Genomic DNA, 24,796 nt, shown 5'->3' with positions numbered 1-24,796 from the left:
CCGCTTGCACACGGCCCTCAGGGGCGCTACGCCTGCCCTATGCGTATCATTCGTGACTATGACTATGTGGAAAACGCCGATCGGGGCGCCAGCGTCGCCATCGGCAATTTCGATGGCGTTCATCTGGGCCACCAGTCGGTGATTGATATTGCGCGGCGCGAGGGCGACAAGATAAACGCACCCCTCGGCATCATGACGTTCGAGCCGCATCCGCGCGAATATTTCGCCCCTGATGCCCCGCCGTTTCGCCTGATGGGCCGCGAGGCGCGCGCACACCGTCTGGAAAAATTGGGGGTCAGGCGGCTTTATGAGTTGAATTTCAACGCCGCCCTTTCGGCCCTCACCCCGTATGAATTCGCCCGCAACGTCATCTCGAACGGTCTGGGGCTGAAACATGTGGTTGTAGGTGCCGATTTCTGTTTTGGCAAAGGCCGTGCCGGACAGGCGGGTGATCTTGTGCGCTTTGGTCGCGAAATGGGCTTTGGCGTCACCATCGCCAAACTTCTGGAAGGCGACAAGGGGCAGGTTTCTTCCACCGCCATTCGGCTGGCCCTGTCTGAGGGCCGCCCACGCGATGCTGCGGCTATGCTCGGCCACTGGCACCGTATCGAAGGGCTCGTTGTTGGTGGGGAACAACGTGGTCGCGAGCTGGGTTATCCTACCACCAATATGTCGATCGAAGGGCTGCACCCCCCCAAATTCGGCGTTTACGCCGTGCAGGTCGATGTGCTTGACGGCCCTCATAAGGGCAAATACCACGGCGCCGCCAGCCTTGGAGTGCGCCCGATGTTCAACGGAGAGATCCCTAATCTGGAAACCTTCATTTTTGACTTCTCCGGCGACCTCTATGGCGCGAATCTGTCGGTTGCGCTTGTCGACTATTTGCGCCCCGAGGCCAAGTTTGACAGCCTTGAGGCGTTTATCGCCCAGATGGATGCCGACTGCGCCCAGGCCCGCGACATCCTGAAATCGCTATGACCGATCCAATTGACCGCACCGGCCTGAGCCCGCGCTATTGGGAAACCACGCGGCTTAACCGCATGACCCAAAAGGAATGGGAGGCGTTGTGCGACGGCTGTGGCAAATGCTGCCTGAACAAGCTTGAAGATGACGAAACCGGCGAGGTGGCCCTGACCCGCATCGCCTGCCGCTTGCTGGACAACGCCAGTTGCCTTTGTGCGCAATACCCCATCCGCCATCAGTTCGTGCCTGAATGCATCTCGCTGACGCCGCAGAACCTTGATAAGAACCTCTACTGGATGCCCGAAACCTGCGCATACAAGCTGCTGCATCAGGGCAAGCCGCTTTTTGACTGGCATCCGCTGATTTCCGGCGATCCGCAATCGGTGCATGACGCCGGCGTATCGATGCAACACCGCACCCTGCCCGAATTCGAAATCGACGAGGACGACTGGGAAGATCACATTATCGAGGAACCCCTTTAAATGTTTTTCGCCTCTGACAATACCGGCCCGGTCCACGCTGAAATACTGGCAGCCCTCAGCGCAGCCAACGCCGGGTTTTCGCCCTCTTACGGCGAAGACGCCATGATGACCGAGGTCCGCAACCGTGTCCGCGACCTGTTCGAGGCACCGATGGCCAGTGTCTATCTGGTGGCCACCGGCACGGCGGCAAACGCGCTGGCCCTGGCCACGCTGTCGCAGCCCTGGCAGACCATTTTCTGCACGCCGCTGGCCCATATCCATACCGATGAATGCAACGCACCTGAATTTTTCACCGGCGGCGCCAAGCTCAGCCTTGTGGGTGGCGGTGACAAGATGACTCCCGCCGATTTGGCTGCCGCGATCCACAGCTGGACACTGGGCGACGTGCATGTCTCGCAACGCGGGCCTTTGGCGCTGACGCAGGTTACCGAAATGGGCCATGTCTATACGCTGGATGAACTGGCGACACTTACCGCCATCGCCGCCGATCACGATCTGCCTGCCTATCTGGACGGCGCGCGGTTTGCAAACGCCGTGGCCACCCTTGGCTGCACACCCGCCGAAATGACCTGGAAGGCCGGCATTGACGCGGTCAGCATGGGAGGCACCAAAAACGGCTGTCTTGGGGTCGAGGCGGTGATTTTCTTCAACCCCGAAAACGCGTGGGAATTCGAATTGCGCCGCAAACGATCGGCGCATTTATTCTCGAAACACCGCTATCTTTCGGCGCAGATGCTGGCCTATCTGACCGACGATCTCTGGCTGCGCTCGGCGCAATCCGCCAATGCCAATGCCGCGCATCTTGCCAATGGCCTGCGCGCCATGCCCGGTGCGCAGTTCCTGAATGATCCGCAGGCCAACATGATCTTCGCCACGCTTCCCCGCGCCACCCACCAACGCCTGCACGCCGCTGGCGCAGTATACGGGCTTTCCGGGGGGCCACTGGACAGCGGCGATGCAGATGAACCTCTGGCCTGCCGTCTGGTCTGCGACTGGTCCATCAGCCGCGACCAGATCGACCGCTTTGTCGAAATCGCCACCACATAGGTCTTTTACCCCCGCCTGCGTGCCCCGCAAGACCGACAGTCAGCTGACAAAAGGCCCGGGCGTCATGTCCGCTGCAAAAACCGCAGTACCTCGTCTGCCACCTGTTCCGGATGGCTGATTGGCAGCATGTGCCTTGCTCCCACCACAACCGAGCGTTCGACCCGGTTCAATCGTGCGGCCAATCCTTCGTTGATCGCGGCAATGACCGGCGGCGATGCACTGCCTTCCAGCAGCAGAACCGGCACCTTGATACTGTCGAGCCCACCCGGCGACAGCATGCCGCCAACATCATCAAAAAGCGCCCCATCAGCCTCGGCTACAAGTCCGACCCGCTCTGCCATCGCCTCGCGTTGCCGTGCGGGAATATCGGCCCACGCCGTGCCATCCCCCCAGACCCGGTTGAACGCCCTTGCAGCTGCCAGGTTATCACCCTCTTCCAGCGCCTGCGCATATCCGGCCATAAGATCATGGTAATCCACCCGCATAGCCAGATGATCCGCAAAGGCCACAGCAAAAAACACCGGCTCGATCAAAACCAGTGATCGCACCAAATCAGGTCGCTCAATTGCCAACCGCAATGCCACTGTGGCGCCAAAGGAATGGCCGATGATGTCTGCAGGCCCGTTCAGGAATGCAGCCGCAATCTGCGCCGTCTCCTCCTGTATCTCGCCTCTCCCATCCCAGGCAGCACTGCGCCCGTGCCCCGGCATATCAAAGGCGGTCATCTTCAGCATACCTGACAAACAGGGTGCCAGACGCGACCAACTGGATGACGAGGCCAACGAGCAATGAATCATCAGCGCATCCCGTGGTCCCTGACCGAACGTGGTCCAGTAGGTTTCAAACCCTGCTTTCAGCGAACGTGGCATCGCCTATAGTTTACCTGCCAGATGTGCATGCAGATCCTCCAGCCGGTCCTGCCCCCAGAACATCTGCCCGCTGTCCACAACATAAAAGGGCGCGCCAAAGACGCCTGCATTGACCGCCTCTTCCAGATTGGCGGCATAGGTTTCGGCCCCCACCAGCATCCCGCTGTCCACCAACCCCGGATCAAACCCCGCCGCGGCAAGGCAATCGCGCACGACACTGTCCTCGGCGATGTCACGCTCTTCGGCCCAAAGCGCCCGCAGCACCGAATGCACCAACGCGCCCAGATTGCCACCACCCTCATTCTGGGCGGCAATTATTGCATAGGATGACGGCGCCGGGTTGGTCGGGAAATGCGCGGGCTTCATGGTAATCTGCATGCCCAACTGTCTTGCTTGCCGCACCAGATCCTGCGCCCTATACGCCTGTCGGCTGGGGTGGCGTTGGCCCAGGGGCTGTCCGCCCGTACGGGCAAACAAAGCCATCAGATCCAGCGGCTTGTAGTTAAGTTCCGCACCGTGCCTTTCGGCGATATCTTCCAGTCGCGTCCCCGCCAGATAGACCGAAGGCGACAGTGTAGAGAAATAATAGTCGATATGGGCCATTTTTATACCTTCTCCCCTTCGGCATAGCTTTGCCCGAACGTACGCCCATGCTAAGCGGTGTCAACGTCACGAATCTGTCATATCGACCACCCGGGGACCCATCACATGCCTTCCACATCCGAGCCGAAACTTATTTCAGGCAATGCCAACATGCCACTGGCCAAGGCGATTGCGCGGCGCATGTCGATGCATCGCGGTGTCAGTGTCGGCCTTTGTGATGCCCGTGTCGAACGCTTCAACGATCAGGAAATCTTTGTCGAGGTTTACGAAAACGTGCGCGGCGAGGACATGTTCATTATCCAGCCCACCTCGAACCCGGCGAATGACAACCTGATGGAACTCCTGATTATGTCCGATGCGCTGCGCCGCTCTTCGGCCTCGCGCATTACCGCCGTGATCCCCTATTTCGGCTATGCCCGGCAGGATCGCCGCTCAAAAGCGCGCACCCCGATTTCGGCTAAGCTGGTCGCCAACATGATCGTCGAGGCCGGCATTGAACGGGTGCTCACGATGGATCTGCACGCTGCGCAGATTCAGGGCTTTTTCGACATTCCGGTGGACAACCTCTATGCCTCGCCGATCTTTGCCCTGGATATCATGACCCAGTTCAAGGACAGCCTGGATGACGTGATGGTGGTTTCCCCAGACGTGGGTGGTGTGGCCCGCGCCCGCGAACTGGCAAAACGGATCACGGCACCGCTGTCGATCGTCGACAAACGCCGGGAAAAGGCGGGCGAAGTCGCCGAGATGACCGTGATCGGCGATGTATCCGGCAAGAAATGTATCATTGTGGACGACATGGTTGATACCGCTGGCACCCTGTGCAAAGCCGCCGAAGTGCTGCTGGAAAACGGCGCATCCGAGGTTCACGCCTATATCACACACGGCGTCATGTCCGGCCCCGCAGTGGAACGTGTAACCAAATCGGTGATGAAATCGCTGGTGCTGACCGATACGATCCAGCCGTCCGAAGCGGTCAAAGGGGCGGCCAACATCCGCATTCTGCCGACTGCACCTGTCTTTGCCCAGGCGATCCTCAACATTTGGAACGGCACCTCGGTGTCGTCTTTGTTTGAAACCCCCACGCTGGAACCGGTCTATGAGGGCCAGTTCGGCAACTGACTGCAAGGAAAGAATGACGTGACAGAAAAGGCTGACATCGTTGCAGACCTGGCTGCCCGACACGCTGCAGCCTGGAGCGCTCATGACGCAGAAGCCAGCGCACTACTCTTTTCTGAAGACGGCTCTATCACCGTAAATTCAACAACAACGCACAGAGGCCACGCCGAGATTGTTGAAAGCGCAAAGGCCCTCATGGCAACCTTCCCCGACCTCAAGGTCATCTGTAACACCACACGCCACGCCGGTGACCGGGCGGTGTTTCTCTGGACGCTTGAAGGCCACCATGCCGACACCGGTCACTTTGTGTCGCTCCCCGGCTGGCACGAATGGAAACTGGACAGCGATATGAAAGTCCATATCTGCCGGGGCTTCTACGATGCCGAAGTTCTTGCCCGGCAAATTGCAGGCGCCTGAGGCAGTTATGAAACCGGTCATCGGGATCACCACCTACGACCGCAATGAAAAGCCCGTCATCAATCAGGCCTTTGATCAGCATTTTGCGTCGCCCGCGCTTTATACCGACGCGATCCGGCGTGCGGGTGGCGTGCCGGTTTTATTGCCTACAGGGGAAGAATTCCCCGAGCGTTGGCTATCAGCGCTGGACGGCATCGTTCTGACCGGCGGCGCAGATATCTGCCCCTCTCACTATTCAGGCAATACGGATCACCCCGCCATGGGCGCTGTGCATCAGATGCGGGACACCGCCGAAATGGCCCTGACCCGCGACCTGCTTGCGCACGGCGCCCTGCCAGCGCTTTTCATCTGCCGCGGCATGCAGGTGCTGAATGTGACACTTGGCGGCGCCCTTTACGAAGATCTGGGCGACATCGGCACCGGCGACATCCACAAAAGCCCGGAAACCTATTGGGTTCGCCAGCCGGTCGATGTTACCTCGGGCTCGCAACTCGACCTGATCGTGAAAAAATCCACCCTTACCACCATGTCTGGCCACCACCAGGGGATAAAGACTTTGGGCCAGAAGCTGTCGATCGCCGCTGTTGCCTCGGATGGTATTGTCGAAGCTGTCGAAGTCAACGGTCACCCCTTTGCGCTCGGCGTCCAATGGCACCCAGAAGCCAGCGCTGCAACCGATCCTGATCAGCAGGCGATTTTCGATGCTTTCGTCATCGCCGCTCGGGGTAGTCAGACAACGGAATAGCGTCGGCGAAACGCTTACTACAATGAATTCAAAATTCCCCAGAACAAAAATGGGGCGGCGCGAATGCCGCCCCGGTACGGTATTGCCTCACTCAGACCTGCGCGCGGCGGCGCCTTGCTACGGTGAAAATTCCCAGCCCTGAGATCAGCAACAGACCGCCTGCGGGCAACGGAACCGCCCCGCCGACAACCGGATCACTGATTACAGTCAGCGATCCGATACGCCGTGATCCATAGGTTGAATTATACCTCAGCCCGAAGGGCGTGCCGTTTTTCACATAAGCCGCGGGCGAGGTCACCGATGTTCCGAAATCCGCGACACAAAACGTGCCATTGTCAGAATCCGTTGACACATCCCCGCACCCGAACCCTATGAACGCGCCAACGGTACCCGTCGCCGAGGTGCCAAAATCGGCATCAAATGTCCCGAACATGTCCATGCTGAGCGCAAACAACTCCCAGGTGCCCTGCTCTGACAGATCCAGCTCGAAAAGGTCGGCCGAGGATGAATTGATGTTGTAGGAGCGCCTGACCACCGTTCCGGTCGAGGTATTACGCGCTTCGATCAAACCGGTCACCGTTCCAATCGTCTGGCGGCTGCGCTGTTCAAGATTGACCGTGGCTGAAATCGAGGGCGAAATGCCGAATGCCTCAACCGCTTTGCCGACCAACCCGTCACGACCCGTGTCTTCGATCGTTTGGCCGAATCCGACGCTGACATTGGTACGACTTGTCGATACCGATGCGCCCTCGTCTATGATGTCAAACTGCGCACCAAGCAAAGTCACATTGGCATTGGCCGTCGCGCCATAGCTGGTTGAAAAACCCGACCTCAAATTGGTTACTTCATGGCTGAACCCTGCGCGCGCCGCTTCGGAAAGCGTCAGCACATCATCATAGGTCAGCGCATGCGACGATCCCGACAATGAATTCACGGTTCCCGAATTCGCCCCGGCACTGAAATTGATCACCCCGCCAACCGTCGCAGAAAAATCAAAAGCGGACGAACTTGCTCCGCCAAAAAGCGATTGGCTTGTGCTGTAGCTGTTGCTGAAAGTTTCAGTAGTCGTCGCGGCATTGGCCATCGCGCCAAAAACAAACAGGGCACATCCAGCGGCCCCGGAATACTTGAATGTCAAAAGAAATCTCCTTGGTATTTGTACCAGCAGCACTATCCGCTACCGGAAAATAAAAATTCCGCCTGACCGAAAAATACTTTCACGGACAGACCGATCGCTAATTTTCAAATACCTTTTCTCCGATAGTGTGGGATATTGGCTTAAAATTCGAGTTTCTCTAAGCGTTAATTTCATTGAGCAATTTTAGCGATAACAAGTAAATTAGCCTAAACTTTCAGTAAAGTTCCCAATCATCCTTGTGGGCCACCGCGCCAATCGCCATCCAGCGGATGCGGGCACGGGCAACGCGGGTGTCACCCCAGGTGCGGAACACCACTTCGAACCCGTTTGCTGTGATTTTTTCTGCGGTCACATCAGCGCGGGCATTGGTGGCGCTGTCCATATCCCACATCGAAAGGGACACATGTACCGAAGGCGCCACCTTGAATGGCTCACTGAATTTCAGGTTTTTGCGACGTTCACGCGGGCCCTGCCCCGTCCACATCTCACCACCGTCCTCGAAATCCGAGAACAAAACATCGTCACCTTGGGCGATACCTATGGACTGATTAGCAATACGTTTCATGGCTTTACATTGTGACTATATGTGCTCGAAAGCACCTGCTTTAGGCGAAAATGGGAAATAAAAAAGGAAAAAGGGGCCCGGATGAAGGCCCCTTTTCTGAATCCAGCAATAGATCAGCGGAAATTTGCCGCGTATCAGTTGGCACTCAGCCCGATATGATCGCCCATTGCCACCATATCTGCCAGCAACTTGGCGGCTTCGTCCACCGGGCCGGGCTCGTTCACATACACCTCTTGCGCACGGGCCAGTTTATCGGTGGCCTCGTCGACCATTTCTTTGAAATGGGCCTGGGTAACGTCCTCACGCGCGATTGCACGTTCCGCCAGAACCGAGATGCTCTCGCCGTTGATCTCGGCAAAACCGCCGGTCACAACATATTCCTTTTCACCGTCCACACCCGTTACCTTGACGATACCCGGGCGCAGCGTGGTGATCAGCGGTGCATGGTTCGGCATGGCCGTCATGTCGCCCTCGGAACCGGGGATCTGAACCTCTTTCGCCGCAACCGACGCCAAAAGACGTTCGGGCGAAACCAGATCGAATTGCACTGTATCAGCCATATTGGCCTCCTCTTGGGGCGTAGGGTGGGCTTTCGCCCACCTTACTTTTAGGCCGCGTCTGCCGCCATACGTTCGGCTTTGGCGATCACTTCATCGATACCGCCCACCATATAGAAGGCGCCTTCGGGCAGGTGATCGTACTCGCCAGCAACAACCGCCTTGAACGACGCGATGGTTTCTTCCAGCGGAACCTGCACACCATCCGAACCGGTGAACACTTTAGCCACGTCGAACGGTTGCGACAGGAAGCGCTGGATTTTCCGGGCACGGGCCACGGTCAGCTTGTCCTCTTCGCTCAGTTCGTCCATGCCCAGAATGGCGATGATATCCTGCAGCGATTTATAGCGCTGAAGAATACCCTGCACGTCACGGGCCACGTTGTAATGCTCTTCACCCACAACCGCCGGGTCCATCAGACGCGACGTTGAATCAAGCGGGTCCACCGCCGGGTAAATCCCAAGTTCGGAAATCGCACGCGATAGAACGGTTGTCGCATCAAGGTGCGCAAACGATGTAGCGGGCGCCGGGTCGGTAAGGTCATCCGCAGGCACGTAAACGGCTTGCACCGAAGTGATCGAACCGGCTTTGGTCGATGTAATACGTTCCTGCATCGCACCCATGTCGGTGGCCAGCGTCGGCTGGTAACCCACAGCCGAAGGAATCCGACCCAGCAGAGCCGAAACCTCGGAGCCCGCCTGCGTAAAGCGGAAGATGTTGTCGACAAAGAACAGAACGTCAGTACCCGACTGATCGCGGAACTGCTCGGCCAGTGTCAGACCCGACAGGGCAACACGCATCCGCGCCCCCGGAGGTTCGTTCATCTGACCATAGACAAGGGCCACTTTGGATTCTTCCAGATTGTCGGGAACGATAACGCCCGATTCAATCATCTCGTGGTAAAGGTCGTTCCCTTCACGGGTCCGCTCCCCCACACCGGCGAAAACCGAAAAGCCCGAGTGCACTTTGGCGATGTTGTTGATCAGTTCCATGATCAGAACTGTCTTGCCCACACCGGCACCACCGAAAAGGCCAATTTTTCCGCCTTTTGCGTAAGGAGCCAGAAGATCAACCACCTTGATGCCGGTCTCCAGCACAACAGATTCAGTCGATTGCTCAGCGAACGCGGGCGCGTCCTGGTGAATCGAGCGGCGTTCCTTGGCCTTGATGGGCCCCTGTTCGTCCACCGGCTCGCCGATAACGTTCAGGATGCGGCCCAGCGTGGCGTTGCCGACCGGCATGGTGATCGGGCCATCAGTGTCGGTCACTTCCTGACCGCGCACCAGACCTTCGGTGGCATCCATCGCGATGGTGCGCACGGTATTCTCACCAAGGTGCTGCGCCACTTCCAGGATCAGCTGCTTGCCGTTGTTGTCGGTGGTCAGCGCGTTCAGAATCTGCGGCAGGTCGTCGCCAAACTGCACATCCACCACGGCGCCGATGACCTGGGTCACTTTGCCTTTTGCATTTGCCATGTTTTCGTCTCCGGTCTCGTATTAGAGCGCTTCAGCGCCCGAAATGATTTCAATCAGCTCGTTGGTGATCACAGCCTGACGCGAACGGTTGTATTGAATCGTCAGTTTCTCGATCATCTCACCTGCGTTGCGCGTGGCGTTGTCCATCGCACTCATCCGTGCGCCTTGCTCAGAGGCACCGTTTTCCAGCAGTGCGCTGAAAAGGGCCGTGGCCACACCGCGTGGCAGCAGCTCGGTCAGGATAGCCTGTTCGTCGGGCTCGTAGTCATAGAACACCGACGCATCGCCGCCTTCCTCCACTTCAAAGTCAGCAGGGATAATCTGCTGCATGGTCGGGATCTGGCTGACCACGTTTTCGAACTTCGAGTAGAAGATCTTGGCGACATCAAATTCGCCCGCGTCAAAGCGATCCAGAATGCCGGCGGCAATGCTTTGCGCATCACCGTAACCCACATTCTTGACCTCGGTCAGATCAACATGGTGGATGAAATGCTGGCTCAGGTCGCGCTTGATTGCGTCCCGGCCTTTTTTGCCCACTGTGATGATCTTGACGGTTTTACCCGCCGCCAGCAGGTTTTGCGCCTCAACGCGCGCCAGCTTTGCGATGTTGCCATTGAAGCCGCCGCAAAGTCCGCGTTCGGCCGTCATTACAACCAGCAGATGGGTCTCATCCGCGCCGGTGCCGCTCAGCAGCTTGGGCGCATTGTCGGACGATCCGGCCGACGCCGCCAGCTTGCCCATAACGGCGTTGAAACGCTCGGTATAGGGGCGCGACTGCTCGGCCTTTTCCTGCGCGCGGCGAAGCTTCGCCGCGGCAACCATCTGCATGGCCTTGGTGATCTTGCGGGTCGATTTGACCGACTCGATCCTCATTTTAAGGTCTTTGAGACTTGGCATTGGCCCTAGTCCTTTCCCTTAAGCGAAATCAGCGGCGAATTCGTCCAGCGCTGCTTTGATCTTGTCTTCGGCATCGCCCTTGATCTTGGGGTCGTCCTTGGCGATCATGTCGAGCAGCTTTTTATGCTTGCCGCGCAGATGCGACAGCAAACCAGCCTCGAAACGGCCCACCTGGTTGACACCAATCTTGTCCAGATACCCTTTGGTACCGGCATAGATCACGCAAACAATCTCGGCGTTGGTCAGCGGCGAATACTGCGCCTGCTTCATCAGTTCGGTCAGACGGGCACCCCGGTTCAGCAGTTGCTGAGTCGCGGCGTCAAGATCCGAGCCGAACTGCGCAAAAGCGGCCATTTCACGATACTGAGCCAGTTCCAGTTTAACCGGACCCGCCACGGATTTCATCGAATTTGTCTGCGCCGACGAACCAACCCGAGACACCGACAGACCGGTGTTCACAGCCGGACGGATACCCTGATAGAACAGTTCGGTTTCAAGGAAGATCTGGCCATCGGTGATCGAAATCACGTTGGTCGGAATAAACGCAGAAACGTCACCACCCTGGGTTTCGATGATCGGCAGCGCCGTCAACGAGCCCGAGCCGTTGTCTTCGTTCAGCTTGCACGACCGCTCCAGCAGGCGCGAGTGAAGATAGAAAACGTCACCCGGATAGGCTTCGCGACCGGGTGGGCGACGCAGCAACAGCGACATCTGACGGTACGATACGGCCTGTTTCGACAGGTCATCATAAATGATCAGCGCGTGACGGCCATTGTCGCGGAAATGCTCGGCAATCGCGGTCGCCGAATAAGGCGCCAGGAACTGCATCGGCGCGGGGTCGGATGCGGTTGCAGCCACAACGATCGAATATTCAATCGCGCCGCTTTCCTCCAGTTTCTTCACCAACTGCGCAACGGTCGAGCGTTTTTGACCAACAGCCACATAAACGCAATACAGCTTCTTGGACTCATCGTCGCCCGCGGCGTCGTTATAGACCTTCTGGTTCAGAATCGCGTCAAGCGCCACGGCGGTCTTGCCGGTCTGACGGTCACCAATGATCAACTCGCGCTGGCCACGTCCAATCGGGATCATCGCATCAACCGACTTCAGGCCGGTTGCCATCGGCTCGTGCACCGATTTACGCGGGATGATGCCGGGCGCTTTCACGTCGGCCAGACCGCGTTTCTTGGTCTTGATCGGGCCCTTGCCATCCAGCGGGTTACCCAGACCGTCCACAACACGGCCCAGCAATTCGTCGCCAATCGGCACGTCCACAATCGACTTGGTCCGTTTGACGGTGTCACCTTCTTTGATGTCCCGGTCAGAACCGAAGATAACGACACCGACGTTGTCACTTTCCAGGTTCAGCGCCATACCCATGATCTTGCCGGGGAATTCCACCAGCTCACCGGCCTGAACATTGTCCAACCCGTGCACACGCGCGATACCGTCGCCGACCGACAGAACCCGGCCCACTTCGGCCACTTCGGCATCTTGACCAAAATTCTTGATCTGGTCTTTCAGGATCGCAGATATTTCTGCAGCTTGGATACCCATTTATCCGACCTCTTTCATTGCATTCTGGAGGGAATTGAGGCGCGAGCGGATCGACGTATCGATCATTTTCGAACCCACCTTTACGATAAGACCGCCGATGATACCCTCATCGACGGTCGCATTGATCTTGACATCCTTGCCCACACGCGCCTTCAGCGTCTTGGCCAGTTTGTCGGATTGTGCCTTGGTCAGCGCCTTGGCACTGGTCACGTCGGCAGTCACTTCACCCTTGTCATCCGCAATCATCCCGCGCAGTTGCGCAATCAGTTGCGGCAGCACGAACAGGCGGCGGTTCTCAGCCATCAGGCTCAGACCGTTCTGCAGTGCAGGCATCAGTTTCATTTTCTTGCCGATGGCCGCAATGGCCGCCCCCTGATCGCCGCGCGAGATGACCGGGCTGGAAATCAGCTCGTTCAGATCGGCACTGTCGCCAAGGGATTGGGCAAGATCGGTGAGGTTGGTTTCAAGCTTCGCCAGAGACTTACTCTCTTTCGAAATCTCGAAAATGGCAGTGGCATAGCGCGCGGCAATGCCGGAGGAGATCGAAGCTGGTTCGGACACGTCCACCCTTCCGATAATCTGGCCCCGGTTGGGCAAGCCTGTCTTGGCCGCTTCCGGGGACGTTTGCGTGCGATGATACTTATAAGAAACACCGAAATTCGGCTGGGGTATAACAGTGCCTGTCGCACCCCGCAAGCCAGTTGAAAAACATTGTATACTATAGAATACAACGTGTTTTCAGCAACTTACCCCCCCTGCGACCGTTTGCGCAAAATTTAAAGGGAGAAAAAGTTCACTTTTTCTTACGATTTAGCGATTCCATCACCAAAGCATCGACATATTTCGTGATTTTGTGGTGGTCGCATCCCTATTCCATATCAGGCGCCCGCGGGTAGCAAAATAATTAGCCCGTCGGTCCGGCCGACGCCTGCGCTTTTTGTCAAACCATTTTGGCGTCATAGGACGATCATTAAAACAGTCCCGGGCCAAAGCGCTTGCCCTACCTGACCGGGCTAATTCGAACACGCGGCCAGCATCAGGATGCAAGTATCTTTCCAAGGCCGCTCAGGACTCTTTCAGTGCCGCCAAGATGCTTGCCCGCAAATCCGGTGGCAAAATGTCAATCGCGCGCGCCAAAGCATTAAGGTCCTGCCGTGCGGCGTGCAACTGATCGACGAGCGAGATCACAATACCAAGCGCCGCCTCATCCAGTTCGAGGTCGTGGGAAAGGTCACACAAAAATTCCAGCCGCGCGATATCGATACGACGAAAGACATATTCGCCAGCGTCGCGCTGCGGTTTGACCAACTCGCCTTCGATGAAGCGGACAAGCTGGTGACGAGTCAATCGGGTAACGGTCGTTATAACGTCGTCTTCGGAGAACCGGTCAGTCATGTCCCTGCCTCTTTCAGTAGATCGGCGCGCGGGTCGAATGAGTGTGTCTTGCGCCATTCCGAAAGGAAGTCGCGCAAGCTGTCATCCGGATCAGGCGGCACAACAATCTTCAACTCAACCCTTTGGTCGCCTTTTGTCTTGCGTCCTGCCCGCGCAATACCGCGGCCACGCAGGCGCAGGACCCTGCCCGAACTGGCACCCGGAGGAATATTCAGCCCCACCGGGCCGTCAATCGTCGGCGCGGTTACCTTGCCGCCCAGAACGGCCTCAGCAATGGTGATCGGCAGCGTCAACACGATGTCCTCGCCTTCACGGCGAAACACTGCATGGGGTCGTACAAGAACTGTAATCAACGCATCCCCGGCCGGTCCACCACCGAAGCCAGGCCCGCCCTTGCCACGTAGACGCAAGGTCTGGCCATCTTCGGTACCGCGGGGGATCTTGACGGCAAGGCTTTGGCCATCCGGCAGCGTGATACGGGTTTCAGCTCCTCGCGCGGCATCCAGAAATGGCACTTCGAGCGTATAGCGCACGTTTGCTCCAGATGCCTGGAATCCACGCTCACTGAAATCATTGCCGCCCCCCTGACGCGCCCGAGCACGCAAAATATCGGCAAATATGTCGGCGGGATCAGCATTTGCACCAAATCCGCCTCTGCGGTGATACACATTCTCGGGTGAATCCGAGAAGTCCCTATAATACTGACGCTGCGGCTGCTCTGCACCAAGCCCGTCGATCTCGCCCGCATCAAAGCGCGCTCGGGTCTCCGGGTCTTTCAGGATGTCATATGCCGCAGCGATGGCCTTGAACCGTTCCTCGGCACCTGCATCATCGGGGTGCAGGTCAGGATGGCTTGTTCGCACAAGTTTACGATAGGCTTTCTTGATGTCCTCAGTCGTGGCCGATTTGGTCAGACCAAGGGCTTCGTAAGGATCGTTGAGCATTCCGGTTCCTTTGTTTGGGCCAATGGCAGGGACAGCACATGCTCGGCCTTGTCCCGAACGAGATGCCATGCCGGCGGGCTTTCTTCACTGATCCATGTCAATTCGGGAAGGTCAGGCGCCGGCAAGCCCGCCCAGTCCAACTCGATAACAGCTCATCCTGAGCCGATGTCGGACGCTAATGCTCACCCACTTGGCAGCGCCGCAAGCAGGCAACCGGTTTGACCACCTTCGCGGTACTCAGCAAGCGGAATTCGTCGTGCTACCGGCGGTCCTTGTGGGCTTTGCCAATTGTTTTTTCGCAAGCGCGAGGGTGGCTGTACTTCTTCAGTGACCAAAGCAACACTCTGTGCGCAACACGGCTCGGAGCGCTGCGATGCTTGGTTCAACCGATGATGGCACAGGCGATTTTCGGTTCTCCGGGCTTGGATCCATCGTGGATCATCAGTGAACGGCCCCGCACTTCGTCCAGGGTCAGCCAATTGGCGTCGATGCGGACATCAAACACACCCTCTTTACCCACGCTGGCCGCCGGCAGGTCGCCTCTGGGTGCGGACTCACCACTATGCGAGTGGGTGGAATGATCCATCTCGCCCGCCTGCATGTCGGTGCCATCCTTCATCATATGGGCGCTATGATCCATTCCATAATGCGGACCCGCCGCGCCGCCCACGGTACCATCAGGCCCAGGGCTGCAGGAAGGTATCTCGTGTATGTGAACGGGGTTTGCGCCGGAGGGCAGGCCCTTGCCAGATAGCGTCACGATCACCCCTCGTTCGGCACCACGCTCGAAAACCGCGCGCCCGATTTCAGTACCCGCCCCATCATTCGTCAACAGCCTGATTGGGCTAACAACTCGGTCCGCGGGACGCAGCTTTAACAGAATTTTCCTCGCCGTCTCTCTGTCATGCGCCGCCAGCTCTCCAGACAGCGATGCAAGTGCCGCGTCGGCGGCAGCGTCCACCTGCCCGAGTTCCATAAGCAACTCAGCCCGGTGCCGTTGCGTGGTAACGTCCGATGGGTCCGCCTCATGCGCCTCATTCAGAAGCGCCAGACTTGCCTCGCTGGCACCATCACGCCGGTAGGCTACCCAGCCGGCGGCGTCCTTGGTTGCCGGATTGTCAGGGTCCACCTGCCGCGAGAATTCGGCCAAAGCCTTGGCCTTATCCAGATCACCGCCGGAATCTGCGAGGGCCAACGCAGCCAGCAGGTTGATCTCGGGACGGGCGGGCGCCAGTTCGACCGCCTTGAGAAGCATCTCAGCTGCGCTCTCTGTATTGCCCGAGGTGAAATCCAGGATCCCCAACTCACCCCAGATCGTCGCGCTATCCGGCACCGCCTCGCTGGCCTCCACCAATATTTCACGCAGGCCCACATGCCCGGGATCAGCCGTTGCATGGGCATGCCCGCCGCTATCATGGGTGTATGCGGCCAGTGTCAGCCAAAGAAATTCGTTCGAAGGCGTCAGTTCCAGCGCATCGCGGATCCGCTTGATCGCCGCTGGTCTGTTACCTTCGGCATAATCCAGCCCGGCGGCCAGTTGCAACGCTTCGACCCGCAGCGGCACAGGCACCGACTGGGTGCTTTGCAGCAGCGCGCTCACGCGTGCGCGGGCCCCTTCCGGGGCGCCGCCCTCGGCCTCGGTGCGCGCCAGTTCCAGCGCAATCGCTGGCGCCGGTTTTGACGGCAGTGCGTTTTCCAGCTGCTTCAACGCACCCTCGGGCCAGCCCGCCGCCGCAGCTACGGTCCGGTATAGCGCGACCAGCTGCGCCGTCTCACCTGCCGGATCGTTGCTTATGGTGCTGGCGATATCCTGTAATGCGGCATCGGTTTCGCCGGTATCTATGCGGGTCATCGAACGCTCGGCGATCAGCGAACGTGCAGCCTGTGGCGTGCTAGACAGCCGGTCGAGAATGGCCATGGCCTCGTTTGCACGACCCTCCAGTCGCAATGTTCTCGCCTCAAGGATGGCCCAGGGCGGATTGGCATAAACCTCGGACGATATGCGCGCTGCGATCCGGTCCAGCGCCTTTCGCGCGGCCACAGGCTGGTGAATCTCGGTGGAAACCTGTGCAAGCGTGCCAAGAACTCCAGCTGCAAACTGATCCGGTGCGTCAAGGCGCGGCGCGCTCAGCACCGGTGACAAAAGATCGAACGCATCTTCCCACCACCCCGCACGGACATAAAGCAGGGCCAGATCGACATGCGCCGCGTTGACCTTTGATTGCGGCAGGCCAAACGCGGACAAAGACCGCTGGCCATAACGGATCGCAGCGTTCAGATCCCCGTCGTCCAGCGCGATCTTCTGCAGCCAGCGCAGCGCCAGAGGGTTGTCAGGGTCCGTTTCAAGCACGCGGGCCAATTGCTTGCGTGCGGCGTAATCCTGTTCGAGCAGATACAATGCAGCGCCATACTTTGCCCGCGTCCACGGCAGATCGGGTTGAATCTTTAGCGCCTGTCCCAGTGAAAGCACAGCTTCTCGCGGCTGGTCCTTGATCAGCAGGTGCGTTCCGGCCAGATCAAAGGCCGCCGGATCCCGTGGGAAGCGTTTCAAGTAGTTCTGCAGGCCAAGTCCAGCGCGCGGATCATCATCACGCATAGCGCGCGCGACAAGGGCCAGCGCATCAGGATCGCCCCGCGATACTATTGGTGTAGCCAGAAGATCTTTGTGCAGCAGCCAGCCGAACTCTGATCCCGTAAAGCCGCTCGCGGCGTCATCACTCATTGTGGCCGCCTCGGCCAGCGGTGCTGTAAATATCAGGGCAGCCGCGAACAGGGCACGCGAGACGCGAATCATCTGAAATCCTCCAAATTCTTTAATGCGTAAAACAATATACGAAAAAAACGGGCCGATATTCTATCGGCCCGTTTTCGGTTTCCAGACTGCATCAGACGACGCGCAATGATGTTACTTCTTGCGGCGGCGCATCGCGCCCAGCGCCCCAAGACTTGCAATCATCAGATAGGCGGTTGCCGGAAGCGGGACCTGGCCGCCAGTACGTGCGGTCAGGTTGATCCTGATCGAACCAGTATCGGTGAGTGACCCGTCCGAGCCCAGGATCGCCGCGATATACGTGCCCGGAGCGAAACCATTCGAATTCCAGGTAAACGTGCCGGTATCGTTTCCGTTGTCGACGAACCCGCCATTGCCCACAGCGCCACCCGGCCCGTTAAAGGACGTGAGTGACAGCGTCACAGGGTCCCCGTCAGGGTCAATCGCGGTGATCAGCGTGTTGATATTGTCGCCAACGACTGCATTGATGACAACGTCATCAACATCCGGAGAATTATTGCCGGCGGCATTTGTGGCATCAAACACCCATACATACTGAACCGACGAGCCATCAGCGGAATTGATCTGGCCCGAATGCGCAAGGTCGGCACCTTCGTTGATCCCGCTACCTGTGTTCGACGTATTGTCCAAAATCGCACTGGTAGTTGACAACGGCATGGTGATCGTACCGTTTGAGTCGATGTCATACCCGGCAGGGTTGGACCCAAGACCGGTCGCAAGGAACGTATCGTCGTACGTGAAGGGGCCGGGACCCGTAACGCCTAGGTTGTCGGAATAGGCCGACAAGCGCGAGACCTCTTGCTGAATATTGTTCAGCGAAAAATTGATCGGTGTCGTAGCGGTTTGCCCATCCCAGACGATGACGGACTGAAGCCCGAAACTGCTTGTGGTCGTGTTATTGGGTACACCGCCAACCCAGCAACAACTTGAGAAGCTGATCGTGTATGTGCCAGCCCTGGTCAGCTGCGCCTCGAAGGTCTCGACAACAGATAACCGGCGCGAGTCAGTGACTGCGTCGTCGGATACTATGTTTGTGCGGACGTCAGTAACACTTCCACCCGGGCCGGTGACGGTGATATTATTAATTGCTCCGAAAGAATTTTTGCGCCAAAAGCTTTCGCCGGTAACTGTCAGCAAGCCGTTAGCATCTACGGAAGGAATCAGAGTTCCGCCGCGGAAGTGGCTGGCGGATGCGGCAGTCGCCGACAGCGCCAACACCGCAAACAGGGTTAGAAGTCTTTTCATGGTCATTTCCCCCCAGAAATAACAAAAAAATTAAAGTTTACTTGCCGGGCTAAAATTACGCCCGTCGGCTGACGGTAACTTGTAAATGCATGAAAAGTCAACTTTTCCGGCCGTTCTGCACCGGGTTCCGGACGCATTCTGCGCTTGGCTGCGCTTTGCAATCTCACGGGTTTGTGATCAAAATAAACAACAGATGCAATATGAAACCAGTTCGAGGGGCGAGAGTGATCTTCTCGCTACGACGGCCCAAGGTTTCACCTTTTATTAAGCCAGCATAAGCACTTAAAATATTTTCACCACGGAACTACAGAATTCTGGCGCAAGAAATTTGCTGGTTTAACTGCGAAGGCCGTAACATTCCTTTGTTCTGAACAAATCAATCTCCCCAACGGTCGATAAAAAAGAGCGTTTCCATTATCAGAACAATTATAATCATAGTGCTTCGATGCCTAAATTTGATGAAATAATTCAAAATCAAGTCTGTCTGCGAAACTTTCGAAAAAGCAATGGGTAATGATTCTTTGAAGTGGACGTACCGGTCTGGGCGACCTTCAGGCTTGAATATAACGCCTGTCACAGAAAGCGGCTGTTGAACTGGTATGCGGCAAAAGGCGAGGCCAGTTCGCAATATTTGCATAATGCGCGACGAAATTGAACACAGGTACCGCGCATCGGGAAGGGTTTTGATCAACCAGCGTCAGCCGATTCCTGTTGTGCGAAAAACGACGTGCCCTCGGGGACTACGGGCAATTCCATCTGATATGCCGTACACCGCACCCGTCCCGACGCTTCGCCTCGAACCAATTCATGTGTCAGAGTGCTGGGCAGATGGTTCGGGCTCAGCTCTATCGCATCTTCGGCGTAGTAGGTCGCAATGTAGAGTGTGCGCGGATCATTCGACAGGTTCGGTGCCGAGCCATGCAGCAGGTTGGCATGCATCAAGCAGACGGATCCGGCCTTGCCGGTACATTTCACGATCTCGCTTTCGCGCCCTTCTATCACATCATCGGCAACGGCCCCGGTAAACACGCCATTGCGCCAGTGCGAATAAATCGGCCCCTTGTGCGTGCCGGGGATGACCTCCAGCGGGCCGTTCTCCAGCGTCACGTCATCAATGAACAGCAGACAGGTGATCATGTCGTCATTGGTCATAGGCTCAAACGGGAAATCCTGATGCCATTTGACCTTGGTTGCCGTGCCTGGAAGTTTGGAATTAACCTTGCCATGATGAAACCGGATGCCGGGACCTATCAGTTCAGCACAAAGATCGACCGTTCGGGCATTGCGCATCGTGTTTGCAAAAACCTCTGATATCTCCTCGGGCGACTGGACCCGGCGAAGGCCGGGAACTTCGGCGTTATGCCCGGGTTGCAGATCAAAGCGTGGACGACCATCCAGCGTCTCGCCGTAGTCGTCCTGATGGGCGCGGCTTTCCTCGACCCAGCCCGCAAACGTCTTGCGCAAATCGGCCAGTTGCTCAGGGCTCACTGCGTCCCCGACCACAAGAACGCCGTCACGCCAGAACTGATCCTTCTGATCCTGTGTCAGCTGAGCCATATCCGTTTTACCATCACCGTCCCTAGAATATACCAGACTAATCCTTGGGATATACCAGGCAGGGTGATACACAAAGATGAATCCTGCCAAGGTAACCGCCCAATTGCCCCGACCTCAGACATCCGAAGCCCCCATGTTTCGGCAAATCGTCGATGCACTGCGCCAACAGATCGTTGACCGTGCCCTGCCGGAACACGCGCCGCTGCCATCGAAACGCGTGGTGGCTGAGCAATTCAATGTCAGCCGGATGACCTCCCGGCGCGCGCTTGAGGTGCTTGAACTGGAAGGGCTGGCCTATAGCGAACAACGGCGCGGGCGCTTCGTTTCGCCACCCCGTCTGACCTATGATATCAGCCGGATGATCAGCTTTTCCGCCGACGCACTGGCCACCGGCATCGAACTGGAACAGGTGATCCGCGATGACGCGGGCAAACCGTTCTGCACCGGCTTTCAAATGTGGCGCGGCGAACTGACCGAATTCTCTGCCCGTGCGTTTGTCAATCAAAATGCCTGAAACCAAAGATACGCCAATCAAGCAAAAAGGGTGCAACATGTCTGAAATCATGCAACGCGGATTTCCGGAATCCGAATTTAAAACCCGCACCGCAAATGCGCAGGCCAGGATGGCAGATCAGGGCCTGGACGGCCTGCTGTTGATGAGCGAACCGGATGTGCGTTATTTCAGTGGTTTCCACACCCTGTTCTGGCAAAGCCCGACGCGACCGTGGTTTCTTTTTGTCCCGTCCACAGGCAAACCCATCGCCCTTATTCCAGAGATTGGCGCCGAGTTGATGCGCCGGTCCTGGCTTGACGACATCCGCACATGGAGCGCCCCTGCCCCGCAGGATGACGGTATCAGCCTGTTGACCGAGCTTTTGTCGCCTCTGGCCTCCAGTGGGGCGAAACTTGGCGTGATGAAAGGCCACGAAACTGCGCTGCGCATGCCGCTGGGCGACTGGGAACGCCTGATCGTGAACCTGCCGGGATTGCAGATCGGCGATGCCACAGGGCTGGTTCAGGGGTTGCGAATGGTCAAATCCGCTGGCGAGATCGAAAAACTGGCGCATATCTGCGCCATCGGTTCTGCTACCTTTGCCCGCGTACCGCAAATCGTGTCGACCGGCATGCCACTTGACGAAGCCTTCCGTCAGTTCCGTCGCGAGGCTTTGGCCCAGGGCGCCGATGATGCGCCCTATGTGGTCGGCGGCGCGCAACAAGGCGGTTATGCCGATGTGATCTCACCCCCAACGCGGCGTCCATTACAGAACGGTGATGTCTTGATGATCGACACGGGCTGCACCTGGGACGGCTATTTCTGCGACTTTGACCGGAACTGGGCAATTGGCACGGCCGATGACAGGGCCCGTCGCGTTTACGACACGCTTTGGCGTGCAACCGAAGCCGGCATCGCCGCCGCCCGCCCCGGTGCCACCTGCCGGGATCTGTTCCAGGCCATGTCTGCCGTGATTGCCGAGATGGACGACAGCGGTGGAGACATCGGACGGCTTGGTCACGGGCTTGGCATGCAACTGACCGAACAACCCAGCCATGCGGCCTTCGACACCACAGAGCTGAAGGAAAATATGGTGCTGACGCTGGAACCCTCGCTGTCCTACGGTGACGGTATGATGATGGTGCACGAAGAAAACATCGTCGTGACATCAGAGGGCGGTCGCCTTTTGACAACGCGTGCGGCCCCCGAACTTCCGGTCATATAAGAGGAAACGGATGCGCAAACACCAACCCGGAGGCGACGCCGACATGCTGGAATTCTGGCCCTTCGACAACCCTGCAAGCAACTATGGGATTATGTACCCCCAAGACTGACCTGTCGCGGAAGAGGTGCGCGTAGCATTGACGAGTGGGCTGCCACGCAAGCAGGTGGCCGCAGATTTTGGCATCGGCTTCTCAACACTGAGCCGCTGGATCCAACAGGATCGGCGCAATCCTGAGAAGCCGACTTTCCAGGCCAATCTCGAACGCGAGATCGCGGAGCTGCGGAAGAAGCTTCTGCGCCTGCATGGCTTCAAGATTTCGATGCGCGGAAGGGGCAGATGCTATGACAACGCAGCGGTCGAACCCCTCTTCAAGGAGATCAGGGCCGAGCTGTTATGGCAACGACCCTGGCGGACAGGGGATCACACAAAGCATGGACAGGGCCCTTTTTCCTGGCATTGTTGTTGTTCACATCGAACCCCTACCGCGCAGCCAGCGTGGATTGCGGCGATAGCGGTAAGCGGCTGATTTAAAATAGAGAAAGGCAGGCGAGCAGCCTGCCTTTTCATATTCATTCTGAGTGCCGCGCGTTGGATCGCCACCCGGATATCCGGTTTGGCATCAGGCCTTGCGGCGCCGGCCCAGTATTCCGCCACGACAACAGGCATGATTAACCTGCATGATGTCAGGGCTTCAGACGAAGGCGTCTTTTTCATTTCATGCAACTTCAATTGCATTGGCAAACTACACCCCAAATGGAGTTTCGAACCGGTCTGGAAACCACCTTTCATCAGCAAGTTCGAATATGGCGACAAATGCCATCTGAATTGTCTCGCGCTTGAGAATGGAAAGCCAAAATATGTGACGGCCTTTGCGGAAACTGACCGCCTGCGGGGTTGGCGGGAGCTGCCTAAAAGTGAGGCCAGCGGCATTGTAATGGACGTCACGGAAAATGAAGTGATCTGCCGGGGCCTGCATATGCCACACTCGCCGCAACTCCATCAGGGAGAGCTTTATGTTGCAAACAGCGGCTGTGGTGAATTTGGCCATATTGACCGCAAAACGGGGCAATACACGCCAATTTGCTTTATCCCCGGCTTTACTCGGGGCATTTCGTTCTGGCGTAATTTCGCCTTTGTCGGATCTTCAAAACCAAGAGAAACCGGCGTTTTCGAAGGCAACGATGATACGCCACTCAATGATATTCTCAGCCGCAAGAAAATCGAGCCTGAGTGCCAGATTTCGATAATTGATCTGCGTAGCGGCAAGATAAAGCACAGCCTTACAATTGATGGCATCGCGTCCGAGATTTACGATGTCTGCATCATTCCCGCCGCACAGCGCCCGTTTGTAACGGACGTGGAAAGCGACAACATAAACGCAATCTTTCGCCCCTCACACCTTTATGTCTAAATCCGCAGACCAAGATATATGCGACAGCGCGATCCGAACGCGGCATCATGGCCAATCATTTTCCGGCTGCATACCCGGCGCAATCCATCAAAACGGCCTGCAAAGCCCCGCCCCGGCAGTTTGATGCTTACAGGGTTAAAACAGGCCCTTTCGTCCGTGCGACCTGCCAACTATAAGGACGACGGTTCGTGATGCAGAGTCGCGGGCCGATTTACATATTCTCACGGCGGGACGCTGGCGCACATGTCGATATTGCATAAAATCCCCGGTCTGTTTTCCTCGGACATGGCGATTGATCTGGGAACAGCCAACACACTGGTTTACGTCAAGGGCCGTGGCATCGTCCTGTCGGAACCTTCGGTTGTTGCCTACCACATCAAGGATGGCGTGAAAAAGGTGCTCGCCGTCGGTGAAGACGCCAAGCTTATGCTGGGCCGCACCCCTGGCAGCATCGAGGCCATCCGCCCGATGCGCGAAGGGGTGATTGCCGATTTCGACACCGCCGAAGCGATGATCAAACATTTCATTCGCAAGGTCCACAAACGTTCCAGCTTTTCCAAGCCCAAGATCATCGTCTGCGTGCCCCATGGCGCGACACCGGTTGAAAAACGCGCGATCCGCCAGTCAGTTCTGTCCGCAGGTGCGCGCCGCGCCGGCCTGATTGCCGAGCCGATCGCCGCCGCCATTGGTGCGGGCATGCCAATCACCGACCCCACCGGCAACATGGTTGTCGATATCGGCGGTGGCACCACCGAAGTTGCCGTGCTGTCGCTTGGCGATATCGTCTATGCCCGCTCGGTCCGTGTCGGCGGTGATCGCATGGACGAGGCAATCATCAGCTACCTGCGTCGCCAGCAAAACCTGCTGGTCGGCGAATCAACAGCCGAGCGGATTAAGACGTCGATTGGCACTGCCCGTATGCCCGACGACGGACGTGGCAGCTCGATGCAGATCAGGGGCCGTGACCTGCTGAACGGTGTGCCCAAAGAAACCGAGATCAGCCAGGCACAAGTAGCCGAGGCGCTGGCCGAACCCGTACAAGCCATCTGCGAAGCGGTGATGACAGCACTTGAAGCCACCCCACCGGATCTGGCCGCTGATATTGTGGATCGCGGCGTAATGCTGACCGGTGGCGGCGCCCTGCTGGGTGATCTGGATCTGGCCCTTCGCGAACAGACCGGATTGGCGGTTTCCATTGCCGATGACAGCCTGAATTGCGTGGCACTGGGCACCGGCAAAGCGCTGGAATTCGAAAAGCAGTTGCGCCATGCAATTGACTACGACAGCTAAGACGCCCACCT

The 24,796-nt window shown here is 57.6% G+C and carries 24 protein-coding genes; 10 read left to right on the top strand and 14 right to left on the bottom strand.

Annotated features, from left to right (window positions below):
* The first annotated feature begins 39 nt into the window (after positions 1-39).
* From PEL8287_RS05630 to PEL8287_RS05620, 3 genes are read left to right on the top strand one after another with little or no spacing between them, the layout of a single operon-like run.
* A complete protein-coding gene (locus tag PEL8287_RS05630) occupies positions 40-978 on the top strand; it encodes a bifunctional riboflavin kinase/FAD synthetase (protein WP_085891364.1) in 939 nt (312 codons plus the stop codon).
* Positions 975-1,445 (top strand): YcgN family cysteine cluster protein, encoded by a 471-nt coding sequence (locus PEL8287_RS05625; protein WP_085891363.1) that lies wholly within the window; start codon positions 975-977, stop codon positions 1,443-1,445. The genes PEL8287_RS05630 and PEL8287_RS05625 overlap by 4 nt, the downstream gene beginning before the upstream one ends.
* Complete coding sequence (locus PEL8287_RS05620; protein ID WP_085891362.1) at positions 1,446-2,492, top strand: threonine aldolase family protein; 1,047 nt, start codon at positions 1,446-1,448, stop codon at positions 2,490-2,492.
* A gap of 62 nt (positions 2,493-2,554) precedes the next feature.
* On the opposite strand, the gene PEL8287_RS05615 is transcribed toward PEL8287_RS05620, so the two are convergent.
* The gene (locus tag PEL8287_RS05615) at positions 2,555-3,361 is read right to left on the bottom strand and encodes an alpha/beta fold hydrolase (RefSeq protein ID WP_085891361.1); all 807 of its coding nucleotides are present in this window, start codon (positions 3,359-3,361) and stop codon (positions 2,555-2,557) included.
* A 3-nt stretch (positions 3,362-3,364) separates the two neighbouring features.
* Complete coding sequence (locus PEL8287_RS05610) at positions 3,365-3,964, bottom strand: 2-hydroxychromene-2-carboxylate isomerase (protein ID WP_085891360.1); 600 nt, start codon at positions 3,962-3,964, stop codon at positions 3,365-3,367.
* Positions 3,965-4,069: 105 nt separating this feature from the next.
* Here PEL8287_RS05610 and PEL8287_RS05605 point away from each other — a divergent pair, with 105 nt between their 5' ends.
* The 3 genes from PEL8287_RS05605 to PEL8287_RS05595 are packed head-to-tail and all read left to right on the top strand — an operon-like array spanning position 4,070 to position 6,245.
* A complete protein-coding gene (locus tag PEL8287_RS05605) occupies positions 4,070-5,086 on the top strand; it encodes a ribose-phosphate pyrophosphokinase (protein WP_085891359.1) in 1,017 nt (338 codons plus the stop codon).
* 18 nt (positions 5,087-5,104) lie between these two features.
* On the top strand, positions 5,105-5,500 hold the full coding sequence (locus PEL8287_RS05600; RefSeq protein WP_176228563.1) for a nuclear transport factor 2 family protein: 396 nt from the start codon (positions 5,105-5,107) through the stop codon (positions 5,498-5,500).
* 7 nt (positions 5,501-5,507) lie between these two features.
* Positions 5,508-6,245, top strand: a complete 738-nt coding sequence (locus tag PEL8287_RS05595; protein ID WP_176228562.1) for a gamma-glutamyl-gamma-aminobutyrate hydrolase family protein — start codon at positions 5,508-5,510, stop codon at positions 6,243-6,245.
* Positions 6,246-6,336: 91 nt separating this feature from the next.
* Here PEL8287_RS05595 and PEL8287_RS05590 read toward each other — a convergent pair whose 3' ends face one another.
* From PEL8287_RS05590 to PEL8287_RS05535, 12 genes are all read right to left on the bottom strand, one after another.
* On the bottom strand, positions 6,337-7,383 hold the full coding sequence (locus PEL8287_RS05590; RefSeq protein WP_085891356.1) for a VPLPA-CTERM sorting domain-containing protein: 1,047 nt from the start codon (positions 7,381-7,383) through the stop codon (positions 6,337-6,339).
* A 214-nt stretch (positions 7,384-7,597) separates the two neighbouring features.
* Entirely contained in the window at positions 7,598-7,948 is a 351-nt protein-coding gene (locus PEL8287_RS05585) for an H-type lectin domain-containing protein (RefSeq protein ID WP_085891355.1), read from the bottom strand.
* A gap of 134 nt (positions 7,949-8,082) precedes the next feature.
* Positions 8,083-8,508, bottom strand: coding sequence for a F0F1 ATP synthase subunit epsilon (locus tag PEL8287_RS05580; protein WP_085891354.1), 426 nt, complete (start codon positions 8,506-8,508; stop codon positions 8,083-8,085).
* 47 nt (positions 8,509-8,555) lie between these two features.
* Positions 8,556-9,980 carry a F0F1 ATP synthase subunit beta gene (atpD, locus tag PEL8287_RS05575; protein ID WP_085891353.1) on the bottom strand — a complete coding sequence of 475 codons (1,425 nt, stop codon included), beginning with the start codon at positions 9,978-9,980 and terminating at the stop codon, positions 8,556-8,558.
* 21 nt (positions 9,981-10,001) lie between these two features.
* Complete coding sequence (locus tag PEL8287_RS05570) at positions 10,002-10,877, bottom strand: F0F1 ATP synthase subunit gamma (protein ID WP_085891352.1); 876 nt, start codon at positions 10,875-10,877, stop codon at positions 10,002-10,004.
* 18 nt (positions 10,878-10,895) lie between these two features.
* Positions 10,896-12,434, bottom strand: coding sequence for a F0F1 ATP synthase subunit alpha (gene atpA, locus PEL8287_RS05565; RefSeq protein WP_085891351.1), 1,539 nt, complete (start codon positions 12,432-12,434; stop codon positions 10,896-10,898).
* Positions 12,435-12,995, bottom strand: coding sequence for a F0F1 ATP synthase subunit delta (locus tag PEL8287_RS05560; protein ID WP_085891506.1), 561 nt, complete (start codon positions 12,993-12,995; stop codon positions 12,435-12,437).
* Between the two features lie 504 nt (positions 12,996-13,499).
* Positions 13,500-13,829 (bottom strand): chaperone modulator CbpM, encoded by a 330-nt coding sequence (locus PEL8287_RS05555; protein ID WP_085891350.1) that lies wholly within the window; start codon positions 13,827-13,829, stop codon positions 13,500-13,502.
* Positions 13,826-14,773 (bottom strand): DnaJ C-terminal domain-containing protein, encoded by a 948-nt coding sequence (locus tag PEL8287_RS05550; protein ID WP_085891349.1) that lies wholly within the window; start codon positions 14,771-14,773, stop codon positions 13,826-13,828. Before PEL8287_RS05550 ends, PEL8287_RS05555 begins: the two co-directional genes overlap by 4 nt.
* 382 nt (positions 14,774-15,155) lie before the next feature.
* Complete coding sequence (locus PEL8287_RS05545) at positions 15,156-17,567, bottom strand: superoxide dismutase family protein (RefSeq protein WP_085891348.1); 2,412 nt, start codon at positions 17,565-17,567, stop codon at positions 15,156-15,158.
* 111 nt (positions 17,568-17,678) lie between these two features.
* Positions 17,679-18,809: a VPLPA-CTERM sorting domain-containing protein gene (locus PEL8287_RS05540; protein WP_085891347.1), complete on the bottom strand. Its 1,131-nt coding sequence runs from the start codon at positions 18,807-18,809 to the stop codon at positions 17,679-17,681.
* A gap of 687 nt (positions 18,810-19,496) precedes the next feature.
* The gene (locus PEL8287_RS05535; protein WP_085891346.1) at positions 19,497-20,366 is read right to left on the bottom strand and encodes a phytanoyl-CoA dioxygenase family protein; all 870 of its coding nucleotides are present in this window, start codon (positions 20,364-20,366) and stop codon (positions 19,497-19,499) included.
* A 133-nt stretch (positions 20,367-20,499) separates the two neighbouring features.
* On the opposite strand from PEL8287_RS05535, the gene PEL8287_RS05530 reads away from it, so the two are divergent.
* The 4 genes from PEL8287_RS05530 to PEL8287_RS05510 all read left to right on the top strand — a co-directional run bounded on the left by PEL8287_RS05530 (position 20,500) and on the right by PEL8287_RS05510 (position 24,785).
* Positions 20,500-20,880: a GntR family transcriptional regulator gene (locus tag PEL8287_RS05530; protein WP_235862205.1), complete on the top strand. Its 381-nt coding sequence runs from the start codon at positions 20,500-20,502 to the stop codon at positions 20,878-20,880.
* Positions 20,881-20,917: 37 nt separating this feature from the next.
* Complete coding sequence (locus PEL8287_RS05525; protein WP_085891344.1) at positions 20,918-22,084, top strand: M24 family metallopeptidase; 1,167 nt, start codon at positions 20,918-20,920, stop codon at positions 22,082-22,084.
* Positions 22,085-22,697: 613 nt separating this feature from the next.
* Complete coding sequence (locus PEL8287_RS05515) at positions 22,698-23,495, top strand: TIGR03032 family protein (protein ID WP_085891342.1); 798 nt, start codon at positions 22,698-22,700, stop codon at positions 23,493-23,495.
* A 243-nt stretch (positions 23,496-23,738) separates the two neighbouring features.
* Positions 23,739-24,785, top strand: a complete 1,047-nt coding sequence (locus tag PEL8287_RS05510) for a rod shape-determining protein (RefSeq protein WP_085891341.1) — start codon at positions 23,739-23,741, stop codon at positions 24,783-24,785.
* The last annotated feature ends 11 nt before the right edge of the window (positions 24,786-24,796 follow it).

Origin of the sequence: Roseovarius litorisediminis (genome assembly GCF_900172295.1) — a bacterium.
GTDB lineage: Bacteria > Pseudomonadota > Alphaproteobacteria > Rhodobacterales > Rhodobacteraceae > Roseovarius > Roseovarius litorisediminis.
Note: the sequence above shows the minus strand (reverse complement) of the source record. Positions and strands in the feature narration are given on the sequence as shown.